Origin of the sequence: Maritalea mobilis (assembly GCF_019800885.1) — a bacterium.
GTDB lineage: Bacteria > Pseudomonadota > Alphaproteobacteria > Rhodobacterales > Rhodobacteraceae > Roseibacterium > Roseibacterium beibuensis.
This window is the reverse complement of record NZ_JAHVKE010000002.1, coordinates 300,786-318,160: the sequence shown is the minus strand read 5'-3', so window position 1 is coordinate 318,160 and position 17,375 is coordinate 300,786. Positions and strand designations below refer to the sequence as shown.

Below are 17,375 nucleotides of genomic sequence, written 5' to 3'. Positions count from 1 at the left end.
TCGGGCCACGATGTCCGACAACAGTCATCTCAAAGGCGTTCTGCTGGCGCTGGTCGCCTTCGGGGTTTTCTCGACCCATGACGTGGTCGTCAAATATCTTGGCGGGTCGTACTCGCCCTTTCAGATCGTGTTCTTCAGCGTGCTGTTCGGGTTCCCGCTGGTCACGATCATGCTTCTCAGGGACCGGGCCGAGGCGAACCTGATCCCCAGGCATCCCGTCTGGGCCGCAGCGCGCACCTTGGCAGCAGTCGTCACCGGTGCCTGCGCCTTCTACGCCTTTTCGGTGCTGCCGCTTGCGCAGGTCTACGCCATTCTCTTCGCCTCGCCCCTGCTGATCACGGTGATGGCGATTCCGCTGCTGGGGGAACGCGTCGGCATTCGCCGTGGTCTAGCCGTGGCCGTTGGGCTTGCCGGGGTCATCGTGGTTCTGCAACCGGGTCAAACCGAATTGACCGCCGGGCATGGCGCGGCCCTGCTGGCGGCATGCACGGGTGCCTTCGCCTCGATCGTCGTGAGGAAGATCGGGCGCGATGAACGGCCCGTCGTTCTGATCCTCTACCCGATGATGGCGAACTTCATCCTGATGGGGGCGGCCCTGCCCTTCGTCTATCAGCCCATGGCAGGGCAGGACGTGGCCGGGCTTGCCGTGATCGCGGCCTTTGCCCTGATCGGGTCCAGTTGCCTGATTTTCGCCTACCGCCACGCACCGGCGATCATGGTCGCGCCGATGCAATATTCGCAGATTCTCTGGGCCACGCTGTACGGGGTGCTCTTGTTCGACGAGGCGCTAGATCGGGCCACGCTGATCGGGGTTTTGATCATCATCGCATCCGGACTCTACATCGTCTTGCGCGAGGAACGGCGCGGCGCGTCTTCCTCCACGCCGGTTCTGCGCACACGCCAGCGGCCGGGCATCCCCGGCGCGCCCCGAATTTCACCGTTTCTGCGGGATAAGCGGCGCGACGACGACCGCGACGCCTAGTCGTGCGAACCCCCTTGCAAAGGCCTGCGCACGGCGCTATCCCGCGCGGCACGGTCGGAGTGTAGCTCAGCCTGGTAGAGCACTGTCTTCGGGAGGCAGGGGTCGGAGGTTCGAATCCTCTCACTCCGACCAGATTTCAAAAGAAATGACGACGCTGCACATTGGGGGTCTTCGGTTCCCTGATCCTCAGGCCATTTCGTCATGGCTGCGTCACCTCTTTCAGTACTCCAATGCACCAGCTGCTTTTCCAAGATGGTGACGGCCGGAGACCTCTGCGATTCCAGCCAAGCGTCCGGGCCGCGTCGAATGACGGCTCGCACCCTCACCCCATGGCATCGACCACGGGCGTTGCCTCGGGCCCCAGCCCGTTCAGATGCGCCACGTTGCAAAACGCCTGCCGCAGGCGCGCAAGAACCTCCGAACGGGACGATACCTGGCGCTGGACCAGTCCGACGCGCCGCGTGATGGCGCCATCGCAGAAGGGGCGCGTGTGCAGCGTATCGGCGCCTGCGGTCAGAAGTGCGATCTTCGGGACGATCGCCACCCCCAACCCCGCCTGAACGAAGCCGATCACGGACGGCATCGTGTTGGTTGCCACGATTTCCCTGGGCGACACCGGTAGCGCCGCAAGTTCCGTATCAATCTGGCGCGACAACGGCACCTCGGTCACGTAGCGCACGAATGGGAGGTCGGTGAGCAACGACAGGTCGCTCCGCCACGCCTCGTCCGGTGGCGCGATCAGGACAAGCGGCTCGGTCAGGACCGGGCTCCAGGACAGGCTGGCAGGAACACCGACATTCTCAGCCACCAGCGCCGCGTCCAAGCGTCCGGCCGCGACGTCCGACATGAGCCGCTCGGACATGCCGACCGTGAGTTCGAAGGACAAATCGCGATAGACGTCCCGCATCTCGGCGAAGGCCTGGGGCACAAGATGCATCGAAACCGTGCGGATCGCCCCAAAATTAAGCATGCCCGCGGTGCGACCACCGGAAATCGCCAGGCGGGCCTCGGTGATTGTCTGCACCACCTGGCGGGCTGCACGCACCAGTTCCTCGCCTTTGGCGTTCAGTTGTCGGGGACGCTTCTTCCGGTCGAAAATCTGAACACCGAACTCCCCCTCAAGTGCTTGAATTTGCTGACCTACAGCCGATGGAGTCAGATTGACCACAGCGGCGGCAGCCGAGAAGCTCCCGGTGTCTGCGACGGCGACAAGGGTTTGAAGTTGGCGAACATCCATACCCAATACTGAAGATATGCTTCATAAAAATGCAAAAAGAAATCGTTTCCTGAAGAACTTCTTGTGCAGTTACCGATGGTGCGAGCCCGAGTCTTGGGCACCTGCCCAGGAAATGACGCCAAGCCAAAGGAGACCAACATGACCATTTTTTCGCGCAGTGTCGCAGCCGCGGGACTTGCCGTTGCAAGTCTGACGGCCCCTGTCATGGCACAGGAATATCCGAGCCAGCCGGTGGAATTCATCGTGCCATGGTCGCCTGGCGGCGGCAGCGACACGCTGATGCGGATCGTCGCCAACAACGTGACACCGTATCTCGGCGTTGAAATGCCGGTGATCAACATGCCCGGCGTCGGCGGCACTGTCGGCCTGACCGAGGCATCGCGCCGCGATGCGGACGGCTACACGATCAGCCAGGTGCACGAAGGACTTCTGGCCGCGACCGCGACCGGCCTGACCGATCTTGCCTGGGACGATTTCGACCACATCGCCCTGCTGACGGCGTCGCCCCAGTACCTCGTTGCGGCTGCGGATCAGCCCTTCGACACGATGGAAGGGCTGGTGGAATACGCTCAGGCCAACCCGGGTGAGTTGACCATCGGGGTAACGCTGGGCGGCGTTCCGCACCTGCACGCGGCCATGATCGCCGAGGCCTTTGACATCGAATGGCGCTACGTCGGTTACGAGGGCACAGGCGAGCGTATCCGCGCACTTGTCGGCGGCAACCTTGATCTCGCCATCGGCGATGTCGCGTCTTCGCTCCAGTTTGCCGAGAACGGCGACCTGGTGTTCCTCGCCACCGGCGCGACCGAGCGGATGGAACAGACGCCGGACGTTCCGACATTCATGGAACTGGGCACCGATCTCGACCTGTCGATCACCCGCGGCATTGTGATGCCGGCCGGTTCCCCCGAAGAGGCGCAGGCCACGCTTGAGGCCGCGCTGATGGAACTGTCGCAGGACGAGGCATTCATCGAGCAGATCAACAACGCCGGGGCCGACGTGGCCTTCCGCGGTCGCGAAGCCTACTCGGCCTATCTCGCCAACCTGGCGGCCACGGTCGATCGCCTTGCAGAAGTGATCGCGCCTTGAGCCAGGACGTCCCCAGGACACCGTCGCAGGAGGCGGGCGAGATCGCCCGGCTCCTGTCCTACGTCGCCTTGCTGGCCGTTTCGGCGGGTCTGTTCCTCGAGGCACGCGCGATGCCGACCTCGCGCTTTGAAGTCCTTGGCGCGGGTGCCTTCCCAATGCTGGTTCACGGCTGCCTCAGCCTTTTGCTCGTTGCATCCATCATCGCGTCACTGCGCAAAATACCGGTCGGGGCCTACGCTGCTTTCGCCTCTGCCACCGCGCAATGGGTTCGTGAAAAGCGGCTTGTCGTGTTCCTTTTCGTTTGCCTCGCGGTCTACGTCACATCCATGCCGGTCATCGGCTACCCGGTTGCGACCCTGCTGTTCCTGCTTGTTCTTCAGATCACGCTTGCGCCCAAGACCCGCATGGCAATCGCTACAGCACTCATCTTGTCGCTGGTGTTTTCCTTCGGCCTGAACTGGCTCTTTGCCGAGGTTTTCAACGTTTTCCTGCCGAGGGGGCGCTAAGGCATGGACGCGTTTTTGCTTGGGGCCTCCGAGGTTCTGTCGCTGACGACGCTGGCCATGATGCTGGCGGGTGCAATTGCGGGGATCATCGCCGCCGCAATCCCCGGTTTCACCGTGACCATGGCGATCGTGCTGACGCTTCCGTTGACCTTCACCATGGACCCTTTGCAGGGCATCTCGGTGATGCTGTCGGTCTATGTTGGCGGATACACCGGCGGTCTGATTTCCGCGGCGCTGCTTGGCATTCCGGGCACACCGTCCTCCGTCGCCACGACGTTCGACGCCTTCCCGATGGCGCGCAAGGGCGAGCCTGGCCGCGCCTTGTCGCTGGGGGTCTGGGCCTCGTTCTTCGGCACGATCATCTCGACCATCGTGCTGATCATCGCGGCGCCACCGCTTGCAATATTCGCCGTGCGACTGGGCCCGTGGGAGTATTTCTCTCTGATCGTTTTTGCCCTGACCATCGTGGCGAGCCTTGTTGGAAACTCTCTGCAACGCGGGCTGATCGCGGCCCTCATTGGCCTTGCGATTTCGACAGTGGGCGCCGATCCGATCATGGGGCGGCCGCGCTTCGACATGGGGTGGGAACTTCTGGCCGCCGGGCTGCCCTTCCTCGTCGTTCTGATCGGGATTTTCGCGATCTCCCAATTGGCTTCCGAGGTCGAGGACGCCGAGGCCATCAAACGCGGCGAACGCCTCGTCGATGGCGAGATCGAGTTCAAGACATGGGCCGTGATGCGCGAGGTTCTGATGCGCCCGGTCAACCTGGTGCGGTCGTCTATCGTGGGGGTGGCCATCGGTGCGCTGCCGGGCGCGGGTGGGTCGATCGCCAATCTCGTCGCCTATGACCAGGCCAAGCGGGCCTCCAAGACGCCGGAGGAGTTCGGCAAGGGAACACCGGACGGTGTTGTCGCCTCCGAGGCCGGCAACTCGGCCACGGCAGGTGGCGGCCTCATTCCCCTGATTTCGCTTGGCATTCCAGGGTCTGCCGTTGACGCGATCCTCATGGCTTCGCTCATGGTGCATGGCATTTCGGTTGGGCCGCGGCTGATCATGGACAATGCCGACCTTGTCTATGGCATGTTCCTCGCCATGGCCGTGTCCAGCCTGATGATGCTGGTGGTCTGTGTGCTGTCGATGCGCGCCTTTCTTCGGGTGGCGGAGGTGCCAAAATGGGTCGTGGTACCGGTGGTGCTCGTGTGCTGCGTCGTGGGCTCTTTCGCGCTCAACAACCGCGTGACGGATCTCTACCTGCTGGCTGCGGTGGGCCTCTTGGGGTATGCACTCAAGGCGCTTGAGTATCCGCTGGCCCCGCTGGTCCTGGGCGTCATCCTCGGGCCGATCGCCGAGACCAACCTGCGCCGCGCGCTCATGACAGAACCCGACTGGACCCTGTTTGTGACGCGCCCCGTCAGCCTGGTCTTCCTGATCGCGGCGGTCCTTTCGGTGGCTTGGGCCATTCGGGGCATCCTGAAATCCAGAAACGAAGCAAGAACCGGGAAGGATCCCATCTGATGCCATTTCGTCACGATGCTCTTTATGCGTCTCGGCGCTCGCCTGTCCTTGCGGACAACCTCGTGTCCACCTCGCATCCGCTGGCCGCACAGGCAGGCCTGTCGATGCTGGCCCGTGGGGGCAACGCGGTGGACGCAGCTCTTGCCGCTGCCGCGACCCTTACGGTGGTCGAGCCGACCGGCAACGGGCTGGGCTCGGATGCCTTTTGCATCCTTTGGGACGGCAAGGAGTTGCACGGCCTGAACGCCTCGGGCGGAGCGCCTGCAGGCTGGACGCCCGAGCGCTTCAAAGGACAGGACTCCATGCCTTTCCGCGGTTGGGAAAGCGTCACCGTTCCCGGTGCCGTCGCCGCCTGGGCCGCGCTGAGTGATCGTTTCGGCAAGCTTGATCTTGCAACTGTATTGGCCCCCGCAATCAGTTACGCCGAGGACGGGTTTCTTGTCTCGCCGGTGATCGGCGCGCTTTGGGCGCGAGGCGCCGAAATCCTTTCGGACCAACCGGGCTTCGCGCAGTCCTTCATGCCGGGTGGACGGGCGCCGGTCGCGGGCGAGCGCTTTCGCCATCCGGATCAAGCCCAAAGCCTGAGGATGATCGCCGACACAAAGGGCCGGTCTTTCTATGAAGGCCCGCTCGCGGAAAAGATCGCGGGCTTCGCACGCGAACACGGTGCAGCGCTGTCCGAGGCCGATCTCGCAGCCTACCAGCCCGAGTGGTGTGGCACGATCTCGACCGATTTCGATGCGAATACGCTCCACGAGATCCCGCCAAATGGCCAAGGGATCGCCGCATTGATGGCGCTGGGCATGTTGCGGCACACCGGCCTGCGCGATCTCGACGTCGATGACCCGCGCGCGCTGCATCTGCAGATCGAAGCGATCAAGCTGGCATTTGCGGACCTCCACGCCTACGTCGCCGACCGCCGTTACATGACCACCTGCACGCCCGAAGACCTGATCGACACCGGCTACCTCGCGGAGCGCGCCAAACTGATCGACATTGACCGGGCGCAGGATTACGGGCCCGGGGCGCCTCGTCATGGCGGAACGGTCTACCTGACGACGGCAGACGCGTCGGGAATGATGGTGTCCTTCATCCAGTCGAACTATTCCGGTTTCGGCTCGGGCGTCGTTGTTCCGGACACGGGGATAAGCCTTCAGAACCGGGGCGCCGGCTTCTCCCTTATCCCGGGACATCCCAACGAGGTCGCGCCGGGCAAGCGGCCGTTCCATACCATCATACCCGGCTTCCTGATGCAGAACGGCGCCCCCAAGATGAGCTTCGGCGTGATGGGTGGCCCGATGCAGGCGCAGGGTCATGTGCAGATGGTGCTTCGCACCCAGCTTTGGGATCAAGACGTGCAAACCGCCGTCGATGCACCGCGCTGGCGCTTTGTCAGTGGACGCGAGGTGGCCTGCGAAGAGGCGCTGCCGCGTGCGACCCGTGAGGAACTTGAACAGCTCGGCCACGAGATCTCGGTCGAAGCGCCCGACAGCGCCTTCGGCTTTGGCGGAGCCCAGTTGATCGAGCGGCTGGAGGGCGGAGGCTACGCCGCCGGGTCGGACCCGAGAAAGGACGGCGCCGCGCAGGGTTTCTGACGTTTCGTCTCTGCCGTTCGCGGGAACCGGATTTCTTCCGGGTGATCGTGCTCTTGCGGTCCAAAGCGGCGCGTGCCATCCGCCAGCTTCTCCTTGCGCGACGGGAACCGGAGTGGGTTACAGAACCGATATGTCCACGGATGTCGTCATCATAGGCGGCGGCCTTGCAGGCCTGGCGCTCGCTTCCCGCATGGTGAAGGCCGGGCTCTCATTCCAGCTGTTCGAGGCACGGCCGCACTTCGGTGGTCGTATCGCGGCTCTTGAAGGGCCAAGCGGTCGTGTCGACCTCGGACCATCCTGGTTCTGGCCCGGTCAACCTCGCATCGCCCAACTGATCGCCGAACTGGGCCTTCAGGCCTTTCCTCAGCATGCCGCCGGCGAGATCCTGTTCGAGGACACCACGGGCAAGGTGCATCGCGGTGTCGGGTTCGCGTCGATGGAGGGCTCGTTTCGTGTCGATGGCGGGATGATCGGCCTTATCGAGGGGTTGGTCGCAACCCTGCCAAAAGACCGACTGCACCTGTCCTGCGCCGCCGAGATGATTGGGAATGGCATGGTCCAGCTGTCAGAAGGGCGCCACTGTTCGGCTCGCCACGTGGCGCTGGCTATCCCACCTCGCCTCGCCGCCGGGCTGCGATATGACCCGCCGCTTCCCGAGGCAGCCCAAGTGGCGCTGGCCACGATCCCGACCTGGATGGCCGGCCATGCCAAGTTTGTCGCGACCTACGATCACCCGTTCTGGCGCGACAAGGGCCTTTCAGGCGACGCGATGAGCCGAAACGGGCCACTTGCCGAGATCCACGATGCCAGCGGCGTCGAGGGCAGCCCTGCCGCGCTGTTCGGGTTCGTCGGTGTGCCCGCCACCGCTCGCAAGGAACATGCCGCCAAGATCAAGGAAATGGCCCTGCAACAACTCGCGCGGTTCTTCGGGCCCGACGCCGCGCAGCCGAAGCAAGTGAGATTGCAGGACTGGGCCTGTGAGCCGTGGACCGCGACACCCGCGGATCATACGCCCCCTCAAGGGCACCCGGACTACGGACTGCTACCATCGCTTGTCGGGGTTGCAGATGGTCGCCTCCACTTCGCCGCGACCGAAACCGCCCCGGAAATGGGAGGTCTGATGGAAGGGGCGCTGGCCTCTGCAGAGCGCGTGGCGCGAATAATCATCGAAGACATGGGTGCAGCAGCAACGCCAGGCTGAACCGCCCGAGCGGATGACGCCAGTCTTGCTTACTAATGACATCCATCATCCGTGACCGCCCGCGTCCGGTGCGCGGATCACGCGAAGAAACCTTGGGCCTCGGCTGGGCTACCATCTTTCTTCCTTTTTCGGCTGCCCACCACCACCCAAGGCCGGCGCGATCCCCTGCTCCGACGCGGCAAAGGTGGCGCCGAACCCGGTTGCAGGGTTGACCCCGGCGCGGATACGGGGACGATCAGCACCGGGAAGAGCAACACGACAACAGGGACGGATCAGATGACCATGAAAGCTACTCTACTCCTGGCCTCGATGATTGCGCTTGGAAGCGCGGCGTCCGCCGAGACACGCATCGGGATGATCACGACGCTTTCGGGAGGGGGCGCATCGCTCGGCATCGACGTGCGCGACGGTTTCCTGCTCGCGCTGGAGCAATCGGGCCGCGACGATATCGAAATGATCATCGAAGACGACGAGCGAGCGCCTGACGTCGCCGTTCAACTCGCCGATCGGATGATCCAGGCCGAGGACGTGGATATCATGACCGGCATCATCTGGTCGAACCTGGCCATGGCCGTCGTGCCCTCCGTGACGGCGCAGGATGTGTTCTACCTGTCACCCAACGCAGGCCCCTCGCAACTGGCGGGGCGCGGCTGCCATCCGAACTATTTCAACGTGGCCTGGCAGAACGACAATCTGCACGAGGCCGCGGGCGCCTATGCCAATACGGCGGGCTACACGAACAGCTTCATCCTGGCACCGAACTACCCCGCCGGTCAGGACGCCCTGTCGGGGTATCAGCGGTTCTACGAAGGTGAGCTGGCCGGGGAGCTATACACGCAGTTGGGCCAGACGGACTACGCCGCCGAGATCGCCCAGATCCGGGCCTCGGGTGCGGACAGCGTGTTCTTCTTCCTGCCGGGTGGCATGGGCATCTCGTTCCTGCGGCAGTATGCGGATAGTGGGCTTGATATCCCCGTAATCGGACCGGCCTTCTCGTTCGATCAGGGCATTTTGCAGGCAGTCGGCGCGGATGCCCTTGGCGTCGTCAACACCTCGCAATGGTCGCCCGATCTTGAGAACGAAGCGAACGTGGCCTTCGTTTCCGCCTTCGAAGAGGCCTATGGCCGTATCCCGTCGCTTTATGCCAGCCAGGGCTTCGACACCGCGAACCTGATCCTCTCGGCCCTTGAGGTCGCGGACCCCAACGACGATCCGGACGCCTTCCGCGAGGCGCTGCGCGCGGCCGATTTCGCCTCGACCCGTGGTGAATTCACCTTTGGACCGAACCACCACCCCATCCAGGATATCTACGTCCGCGAGGTGGTGCAGGACGGTGAGATCTTCACCAACCGTCTCATCGGCGTGGCCCTGGAAGATCGCGGCGACGCCTATGCAGACGACTGTTCGATGTGATCCACGGTTAGAGTGAAACACTGGGGCCGGTCCGCAGGGGCCGGCCCCAACGCTTGAGGTAAGGTCAATATGTCCGCGATCCTGATCGTCGAACAGGTGCTGAACGGGCTTCAGTTCGGGGTCATGCTGTTCCTGATGGCTGCGGGCCTGACGCTGATCTTCGGCGTGATGGGGCTGATCAACCTCGCCCATGGGTCGCTCTACATGATTGGCGCATTCATTGCTGCGACGGTTGCGGGGCTGACGGGCTCGTTTCTGCTGGCCGTCGTCGCGGCGATGGCAGCCGGGGCCATGGCGGGCGCACTCATTGAGATGACCGTGATCAGGCGGCTCTACCATACCGACCACCTCGACCAGGTGCTTGCGACCTTCGCCTTGATCCTCATCTTCTCCGAGGGGACGCGGGCGCTGTTTGGGTCTTTCCCCCTCTACCTCGACACGCCTGCTTTGCTGTCAGGGCCGGTAACCCTGCCGGGCGGCATCGAATACCCGCGCTACCGGCTGGCGCTGATCGCGGCGGGGCTGGCCGTGGCGCTTGGCCTCTGGCTGCTGATTGCGAAGACCCGCATCGGCATCCAGATCCGCGCGGGTGAGAACGACCGCGAGATGATCGCCGCGCTCGGCGTGGATATCCGCACGCTTTACACCTTCGTATTCGCCTTGGGGGCCGCCCTCGCGGGTTTGGCCGGGGCGTTGGTCGGTGCAATTCAGTCGGTGCAGGTCGGCATGGGGGAACCCGTGCTGATCCTTGCCTTCGTGGTTATCGTGATTGGCGGCATCGGCTCGATCAAGGGGGCCTTCGTCGGGGCCCTGATCGTGGGCCTGACGGACACGTTGGGCGGTGTCTTCCTGCCAGAGCTCTTCAAGCTGTTCATGGAGCCGGCGTCGGCCACGCAGATCGGCGCCTCGCTGTCGTCGATGGCCATTTACCTGCTGATGGCGGCCGTGCTGATCTGGCGTCCGACCGGCCTGTTCGGGGTGCGCACATGACCCGCGAAGGTTACGTCAACTCTGCCCTTGTCGCGGCGCTGATCGGTGTGCCGCTCTGGGCGCATGTCGCGGGCGAGCCCTTCACGATCACGCTGGCCACACGTGCGGTGATCTTTGCGCTTGCAGCCGTCGGCTTGAACCTTGCCCTCGGGCTGGGCGGGCTGGTCTCGCTGGGTCATGCGGTATTTTTCGGGATCGGCGGCTATGCCATGGGCATCCTCGCCTATCACGCCCAGATCTATTCACCGATGTTCCCCGACACGCTGGCGATCGAGGGGACGAAATCCATGCCGGTGATCTGGCTGGTGGCCATCCTCTGCTCGGCGCTCGCGGCGTTCGTGATCGGGCTTTTGTCCCTGCGCACCACGGGGGTCTATTTCATCATGATCACCTTGGCCTTCGGTCAGATGTTCTACTACTTCACCATCTCCTGGAGCGCGTATGGCGGCGAGGACGGGCTGTCGATCTACATTCGCAACAGCTTTCCCGGTCTGAACACGCTCGTCCCGATCCAGTTCTACGCCCTCTGTTTCGCGCTGCTCGGTGGGGCGCTCTGGCTCTCGGCCCGCATCGCGCGATCGCCCTTCGGGTTGATGCTGAACGCGTCGCGCCAGGTGCCGCACCGGGTCGAAACCGTGGGCCTGAACGGGCAAAGGGCGAAACTGCTGGCTTTCGTCATCTCGGGCGCGATCACCGGCCTGGCCGGCGCGCTCTTTGCCGATCTCAACCGCTTCGTCAGCCCCACCATGTTCAGCTGGCACATGTCGGGCGAGATCATGATCTTCGTGATCCTGGGTGGTGTCGCCCGCCTGTTCGGGCCGGTGGCGGGTGCCGTTCTGTTCGTCGCGATGGAGCATGTCCTGGGCGACCTGAGCGACTACTGGCACATCTACCTCGGGGCCGTGCTGCTCGGCATCGTGCTGTTTGCCCGCGGGGGTGTGATCGGGCTTCTGGCAGGGCAGGCAAAAGGCCATGACTGAACCGGTTCTCGATATTCGCGGCCTGACGAAGCATTTCGGCGCACTCGTGGTGTCGGACGAGATCGACCTCAGCCTGAGGCCCGGCGAGATTCATGCCGTGATCGGCCCGAACGGCGCTGGCAAAAGCACGCTGATCGCGCAGATTTGCGGCACGCTTGCGCCCGACGCCGGAGTGATCCGCCTGAACGGGCAAGACGTGACACGCCTGCCGACGCGGGCCCGCGCCCGGATGGGCCTTGCGCGGACCTTCCAGATCTCGGCGCTGGCGATGGAGGATACCGTCCTGCAAAACGCGATGCTGGGGGCCTTGGGGGCGGCGGGCAACCCGTGGCGTCTGTTCAGCCGGGCGATCTCGGACAAGGCCTTGCGCGCATCGGCAGAGGCGGCGCTCGACCGGGTCGGTTTGCTGGACAAGGCCGCGATGCGCACGTCCGACCTCAGCCACGGGGAACGGCGGCAGCTGGAAGTTGCAGTCGCGCTGACATTGAAACCGGCGGCATTCGTGATGGACGAACCCATGGCCGGCCTTGGCGCCGAAGGCGGGCAGCGGATGACCGCCCTGCTTGACCAACTCCGGCACGAAGCGCCGATCCTGCTGGTCGAACATGACATGGACGCCGTCTTTGCCTTGGCCGACCGGATCAGTGTGCTGGTCTACGGCCGCATCATCGCCAGCGGTCCGCCGGACGCGATCCGCACCGATGCCGCCGTGCGCGACGCCTACCTGGGAGAAGACGCGTGACGCTCCTGACCCTTGAAAACGTCACGGCCAGTTACGGCACCAGCCAGGCCCTGTTTGGCATGACCCTCAGCATCGATCAGGGCGAGGCGGTCGCCATGATGGGGCGAAACGGCATGGGCAAGACCACGACGGTGAAAACGGTCTGCCGGATGCTGCCAGCCGAGGGGCAAATCGGTTTCGACGGGCGCGACCTTACCCGGCTGTCCAGCCATCAGGCCGCACGGCTGGGGATCGGGCTGGTGCCAGAAGGACGGCGCTGTTTCCGCGACCTCACCGTGGAGGAAAACCTGCTTGTCGCCGCACGGCCCGGACACTGGGACCTTGCGCGCGTCTTCGCGCTTTTCCCGCGCTTGGGTGAGCGGAAGAAGCAACGCGCCTCGACGCTGTCGGGCGGCGAACAGCAGATGCTCGCAATCGGTCGCGCGCTGATGACGAACCCACGTCTGCTGATCCTCGATGAAGCGACCGAGGGGCTCGCCCCGCTCATCCGCGCCGAAATTTGGGAAGCTGTCGCGCGGCTCAAGGCCGAGACAGGTCTCGCGCTGCTAGTCATCGACAAAACGCTGAAGGAGCTACGGCAAGTTGCCGACCGGGCTATCCTGATCACCCGCGGCAAGGTGGCCTGGGAGGGCGCCATGGCTGATTTGGATGCCGAAACGAGTGAGCGTTACATCGGTGTGTGAGGGGTTACAGCTTGCCGTGCGGCACAGCTGAGATCGCCCATTTGCTTGACATTGCCAATCTTATATCCCACGTGACTTTGACAGCGATCAATGCGTCGTTGGGTCAGGATCCGGCCTGATTGCCTGAAACGGTGCAATTCGGCTTGATCGTCGTATGCTGGTTCGGACTGGCCGCGCGCGCGACGTCGAATGGCCGCTGTTTCGGTGCAAGGAAACATGACATGACATTTGAAAAGATCCGGTCGAGGTCTCTCCGCTCCCTGATCGTTGCCCTGTTCACGGCTGCCTTGCCTTGGACCGGCATGGCAAGCGCGCAGTCGCAATTGGAACTGCAGCCGCAGGACGTCACCGAATGGAAATCGGTCTACGGCCAGATCCAGCCGCGGCGGATGCTGCCAGCCCGGGCGCGGCTTGGCGGGACACTGGAAACGCTCGACGTGATTGAAGGCGATCGAGTCGAGGCGGGTCAGGTCATCGGCCGGGTTGTCGACGTGGCGTTGCAATTCCGCCTGGCGGCCAACGATGCCCAACTCGAAGCGCTCCGCTCGCAGCTTGCGAATGCCGAGACCGAACTCGCGCGTGGCGAGGAACTGCTCGCCCGCGGCGTCACCACCGTGCAACGGCTGGACGGGTTGCGCACGCAGGTCGAGGTCTTGCGCAACCAGATCGCGGCGGCTGAGGCCGAGGGACGTGTGATCGGGCAGCAGTTGTCCGAAGGGGATATCCTTGCCCCTATCGCGGGACGTGTCCTCACCGTGCCGGTGGCGGCCGGCGCCATCGTGATGCCGGGCGAATCCGTGGCGACAATCGGCGGGGGCGGCGTGTTTCTGCGGCTTGCGGTGCCCGAACGCCATGCCACCCTGATGAGCGAGGGCGACACCATCCAGATCAGCCCGGGCGCAGAGGACGACGCAATCGAGGGCAGGTTGGCGCGCGTCTATCCGCAGATCGAGAATGGCCGCGTGCTGGCCGATGTCGAGGTCGAAGGCGTTGACGACCGCCTGGTCGATGCGCGCGTTCTGGTGCGTCTGCCGATCGGGTCGCGAGAGGCCTTCCTGGTGCCCGAAGCGGCGCTCGATCACCGTTTCGGTCTCGACTATCTGAGCCTCGGGGGCGACGATCCGCGCGAGCATGTCGTGCAGGTCGGCGACACCCATGTGGTCGATGGCGAGACGATGGTGGAAATCCTCGCCGGCGTGTCGGCGGGTGACATCGTGGTGCTGCCATGAGTACGCCCGAGGCCGAGGACGGATACGAACCCGCAAAGCTGGGTATCGCCGGCGCGCTGACCCGTGCGTTCATCCAGTCGCCCCTGACGCCACTTCTGATGCTGGCGTCGCTTGCAATGGGTCTGATCGCGCTCCTGTCCGTTCCGCGCGAGGAGGAGCCGCAGATCTCGGTCCCCATGGTCAACGTGATCGTACAGGCGCCGGGGCTGGTGGCCGATGATGTCGTGAACCTCGTCACCGAACCGCTGGAAGGCATTCTGCGGGCAATCCCGGATGTCGAGCATGTCTACTCGCAGACGCATGACTACCAGACGATGCTGACGGCGCGTTTCGTTGTCGGGACCTCGTCCGATGCGGCGATCTTGCGGGTTCATGAACGCGTGCGCGCCAACATGGATCGCATCCCGGTGGGCATTCCGGAACCCCTGATCATCGGGCGCGGCATCGACGATGTGGCCATCGTGACCCTGACGCTCAGCGCCGCGGACGGCAGCGAGGTCGGCGCGAACGCCCTGTCGGATATCGCGCGAGAATTGCGCGGGGAAATCCAGCGTATCGAGAATGTCGGCCTCAGCTATATCGTCGGCGAAGCGTCCGAGGCGATCCGCGTGACACCCGACCCGGAGCGGCTGGCGCTGTTCGGCGTGACCCTGCAACAACTGGCGCAGAAGGTCGCCGGTGCGAACAGCATGATGAATGCCGGCACCCTCTATAGCGAGGGGGACGAGATCACCCTTCTGGCCGGCCAAAGCCTTGTCTCGCCGACCGAGATCGCGGGGCTGTTGCTGACCACGCGGGACGAGCGGCCTGTCTATGTCGGGGACGTGGCCGATATCTCCTTCGTCGAGGATATGTCGGACCATCGCGTGACCCAGATCAACCGGGGCGAAGACGGCGAGCTTGAACGTCGCCCCGCCGTCACGCTGGCCTTCGCCAAGCGGGCGGGGGCGAATGCCGTGACCGTGGCCGAGGAAATCCTGCACCGGGTCGAGGCGCTGGAGGGCTCATTGATCCCCGATAGCGTGCAGGTCGAGGTGACCCGCGATTACGGTGAGACCGCCGCGCACAAGGCCGACAAGCTGCTGCTGAAGCTGTTCCTCGCCACGCTCTCCATCGTTGTTCTGACGCTGCTGACCATCGGCTGGCGGGAAAGCATCGTGGTGGCCATCGTCATCCCGGTGACAATCCTTCTGGCGCTCTTCGCAGCCTGGGCGATGGGCTACACACTGAACCGAGTGTCGCTGTTTGCGCTGATTTTCTCCATCGGGATCCTGGTCGATGACGCCATCGTGGTGATCGAGAACATCGCGCGGCACTGGGCGATGGGGGATGGGCGCAGCCGCATCCGCGCCGCCATCGACGGCGTGGCCGAGGTGGGTAATCCGACCATCGTCGCGACCCTGACGGTCGTGGCCGCCCTTCTGCCGATGCTGTTCGTGTCTGGCCTGATGGGCCCCTACATGAGCCCGATCCCCGCCGTCGCCTCCGCCGCGATGATCCTGTCCTTCTTCATCGCGGTCATGGTCACGCCATGGCTGATGATCAAGATTTCGGGCAAGGCGCCGGTGCATGGCCATGACGGGGCCCATGGCGGCACGCTAGGGCGCATCTTCCGCGCCGTCGCGCGCCCGGTCCTCAAGTCACGGCCCGGCGCGGCGCTGTTTCTCTTGCTGACGATCGTGCTGTCCTTCGGATCGCTCGGCCTGCTCTACACCCAGCATGTGACGGTCAAGCTTCTACCCTATGACAACAAGGATGAGCTGGCCGTCGTCTTCGACCTGCCCGAGGGCAGCGCGCTGGAAGACACCGATACCGTCGCGCTGGCCGCCGCCGAGATCGCGATGGGCCTGCCCGAGGTGCGTTCGGTCGAGACCTATGCCGGCACCGCCGCGCCCTTCAACTTCAACGGCCTCGTGCGCCACTACTTCATGCGGCAATCGCCCCATATGGGCGATATCCAGATCAACCTTGGTGAACGCGAACGGTCCAGCCACGACATTGCGCTGGACCTGCGGGAACGGCTGGCCGCACTGAACTTGCCCGAGGGCACGCGCATCCGCACCGTCGAGCCGCCCCCCGGTCCACCGGTGATGGCGACGCTTCTGGCCGAGGTCTACGGCCCCGACACGGAGACACGCCGCGCCGTTGCGCGCGAGGTGCGCGGCGCCTTCGAAAGCGTCGATTTCATCGTCGATATCGACGACACCTTCGCCACGCCCGCCCGGCGCATGCGCCTGCTGCTGTCCCCGGACGACCTGGAATTCTACGGCGTGACCGAAGCGGATGTGCTGAACACCATCGCGACGCTGAACGGCGCGCAGGTGGTGGGGTATTCTCATCGTGGCCTCGACCGTGACCCGCTCCCCATCGTGATCGGCCCGGACCGGGGCGACCGGGTGCTTGACGAGTCCTTCCTGTCAACGCCCGTGCCCGCCAACCTTCTGCCGGGGGCGCGCGGCGTGGTCGAACTGGGCGACGTGGTCGAGGTGATCGAGGAAAGCGCCTCGCCGATGATCTACCGCCGCAACGGCCGCCCGGCCGAGATGGTGATGGGCGAGTTGGCAGGCCGGTTCGAAGCGCCGCTTTACGGCATCATCGCTGTTGGCGAGGCGCTGGACAGCCGCGACTGGGGCGACCTGCCCCAACCCGAGATCCTGCTGAACGGCCAGCCCGAGGATGAAAGCCATCCGTCCGTCCTTTGGGACGGCGAGTGGGAGGTCACCTGGGTGACCTTCCGCGACATGGGCGCCGCGTTCGGCGTGGCACTTTTGGCCATCTACGTGCTGGTGGTGGCCCAGTTCGGATCGTTCCGCCTGCCGCTTGTCGTGTTGACGCCAGTGCCCCTGACCTTCCTGGGGATCATGGGGGGGCACTGGTTGTGGGGCGCACCGTTCAGCGCGACCTCGATGATCGGGTTCATCGCGCTGGCCGGGATCATCGTGCGCAACTCGATCCTGTTGGTGGATTTCATCCGGAACGCCGATACCGAGGGCAAGACGCAGCTCGATATCCTGCTGGAGGCCGGGGCGATCCGGTTCAAGCCGATCCTGTTGACGGCCCTGGCCGCGATGTTCGGGGCCATCGTGATCCTGAGCGACCCGATCTTCCAGGGGCTCGCGCTGTCGCTGCTGTTCGGTTTGTTGACCTCGACGCTGCTGACCGTGCTAGTGATCCCGGCGATCTACCGCGTGCTCAAGACCTGAAGGGGGCAGC

Annotated in this window: 14 protein-coding genes and 1 tRNA gene; 14 read left to right on the top strand and 1 reads right to left on the bottom strand. The window is 64.4% G+C overall.

The annotated features are described in order from the left end of the window. Positions 1 to 10: 10 nt before the first annotated feature. Positions 11 to 982, top strand: a complete 972-nt coding sequence (locus KUV65_RS10220; RefSeq protein WP_222190210.1) for a DMT family transporter — start codon at positions 11 to 13, stop codon at positions 980 to 982. Positions 983 to 1,037: 55 nt separating this feature from the next. Beyond that, a tRNA-Pro gene (locus KUV65_RS10215) sits at positions 1,038 to 1,114 on the top strand. Positions 1,115 to 1,304: 190 nt separating this feature from the next. On the opposite strand, the gene KUV65_RS10210 is transcribed toward KUV65_RS10215, so the two are convergent. Beyond that, entirely contained in the window at positions 1,305 to 2,219 is a 915-nt protein-coding gene (locus KUV65_RS10210; RefSeq protein ID WP_222190209.1) for a LysR family transcriptional regulator, read from the bottom strand. A gap of 138 nt (positions 2,220 to 2,357) precedes the next feature. Between KUV65_RS10210 and KUV65_RS10205 the strand changes: the two genes are divergently transcribed. The 12 genes from KUV65_RS10205 (at position 2,358) to KUV65_RS10150 (ending at position 17,365) form a co-directional block, all read left to right on the top strand. Beyond that, positions 2,358 to 3,308 (top strand): Bug family tripartite tricarboxylate transporter substrate binding protein, encoded by a 951-nt coding sequence (locus KUV65_RS10205; RefSeq protein ID WP_222190208.1) that lies wholly within the window; start codon positions 2,358 to 2,360, stop codon positions 3,306 to 3,308. Beyond that, complete coding sequence (locus tag KUV65_RS10200) at positions 3,305 to 3,814, top strand: tripartite tricarboxylate transporter TctB family protein (protein ID WP_222190207.1); 510 nt, start codon at positions 3,305 to 3,307, stop codon at positions 3,812 to 3,814. The genes KUV65_RS10205 and KUV65_RS10200 overlap by 4 nt, the downstream gene beginning before the upstream one ends. A 3-nt stretch (positions 3,815 to 3,817) precedes the next feature. Next, on the top strand, positions 3,818 to 5,329 hold the full coding sequence (locus tag KUV65_RS10195; RefSeq protein WP_222190206.1) for a tripartite tricarboxylate transporter permease: 1,512 nt from the start codon (positions 3,818 to 3,820) through the stop codon (positions 5,327 to 5,329). Beyond that, positions 5,329 to 6,924: a gamma-glutamyltransferase family protein gene (locus KUV65_RS10190; protein ID WP_222190205.1), complete on the top strand. Its 1,596-nt coding sequence runs from the start codon at positions 5,329 to 5,331 to the stop codon at positions 6,922 to 6,924. The genes KUV65_RS10195 and KUV65_RS10190 overlap by 1 nt, the downstream gene beginning before the upstream one ends. Before the next feature lie 130 nt (positions 6,925 to 7,054). Continuing rightward, on the top strand, positions 7,055 to 8,125 hold the full coding sequence (locus KUV65_RS10185; RefSeq protein WP_222190204.1) for a flavin monoamine oxidase family protein: 1,071 nt from the start codon (positions 7,055 to 7,057) through the stop codon (positions 8,123 to 8,125). A 282-nt stretch (positions 8,126 to 8,407) separates the two neighbouring features. Next, positions 8,408 to 9,538, top strand: coding sequence for an ABC transporter substrate-binding protein (locus KUV65_RS10180; protein WP_222191262.1), 1,131 nt, complete (start codon positions 8,408 to 8,410; stop codon positions 9,536 to 9,538). Positions 9,539 to 9,607: 69 nt separating this feature from the next. Continuing rightward, entirely contained in the window at positions 9,608 to 10,528 is a 921-nt protein-coding gene (locus KUV65_RS10175) for a branched-chain amino acid ABC transporter permease (protein WP_222190203.1), read from the top strand. Beyond that, the gene (locus KUV65_RS10170; protein WP_222190202.1) at positions 10,525 to 11,508 is read left to right on the top strand and encodes a branched-chain amino acid ABC transporter permease; all 984 of its coding nucleotides are present in this window, start codon (positions 10,525 to 10,527) and stop codon (positions 11,506 to 11,508) included. The genes KUV65_RS10175 and KUV65_RS10170 overlap by 4 nt, the downstream gene beginning before the upstream one ends. Beyond that, positions 11,501 to 12,250 carry an ABC transporter ATP-binding protein gene (locus KUV65_RS10165; RefSeq protein WP_222190201.1) on the top strand — a complete coding sequence of 250 codons (750 nt, stop codon included), beginning with the start codon at positions 11,501 to 11,503 and terminating at the stop codon, positions 12,248 to 12,250. Before KUV65_RS10170 ends, KUV65_RS10165 begins: the two co-directional genes overlap by 8 nt. Next, positions 12,247 to 12,933 (top strand): ABC transporter ATP-binding protein, encoded by a 687-nt coding sequence (locus KUV65_RS10160; RefSeq protein ID WP_308124608.1) that lies wholly within the window; start codon positions 12,247 to 12,249, stop codon positions 12,931 to 12,933. The genes KUV65_RS10165 and KUV65_RS10160 overlap by 4 nt, the downstream gene beginning before the upstream one ends. A 221-nt stretch (positions 12,934 to 13,154) precedes the next feature. Beyond that, positions 13,155 to 14,162 carry an efflux RND transporter periplasmic adaptor subunit gene (locus KUV65_RS10155; RefSeq protein ID WP_222190200.1) on the top strand — a complete coding sequence of 336 codons (1,008 nt, stop codon included), beginning with the start codon at positions 13,155 to 13,157 and terminating at the stop codon, positions 14,160 to 14,162. Then, a complete protein-coding gene (locus tag KUV65_RS10150; RefSeq protein WP_222190199.1) occupies positions 14,159 to 17,365 on the top strand; it encodes an efflux RND transporter permease subunit in 3,207 nt (1,068 codons plus the stop codon). The genes KUV65_RS10155 and KUV65_RS10150 overlap by 4 nt, the downstream gene beginning before the upstream one ends. Positions 17,366 to 17,375 lie beyond the last annotated feature (10 nt).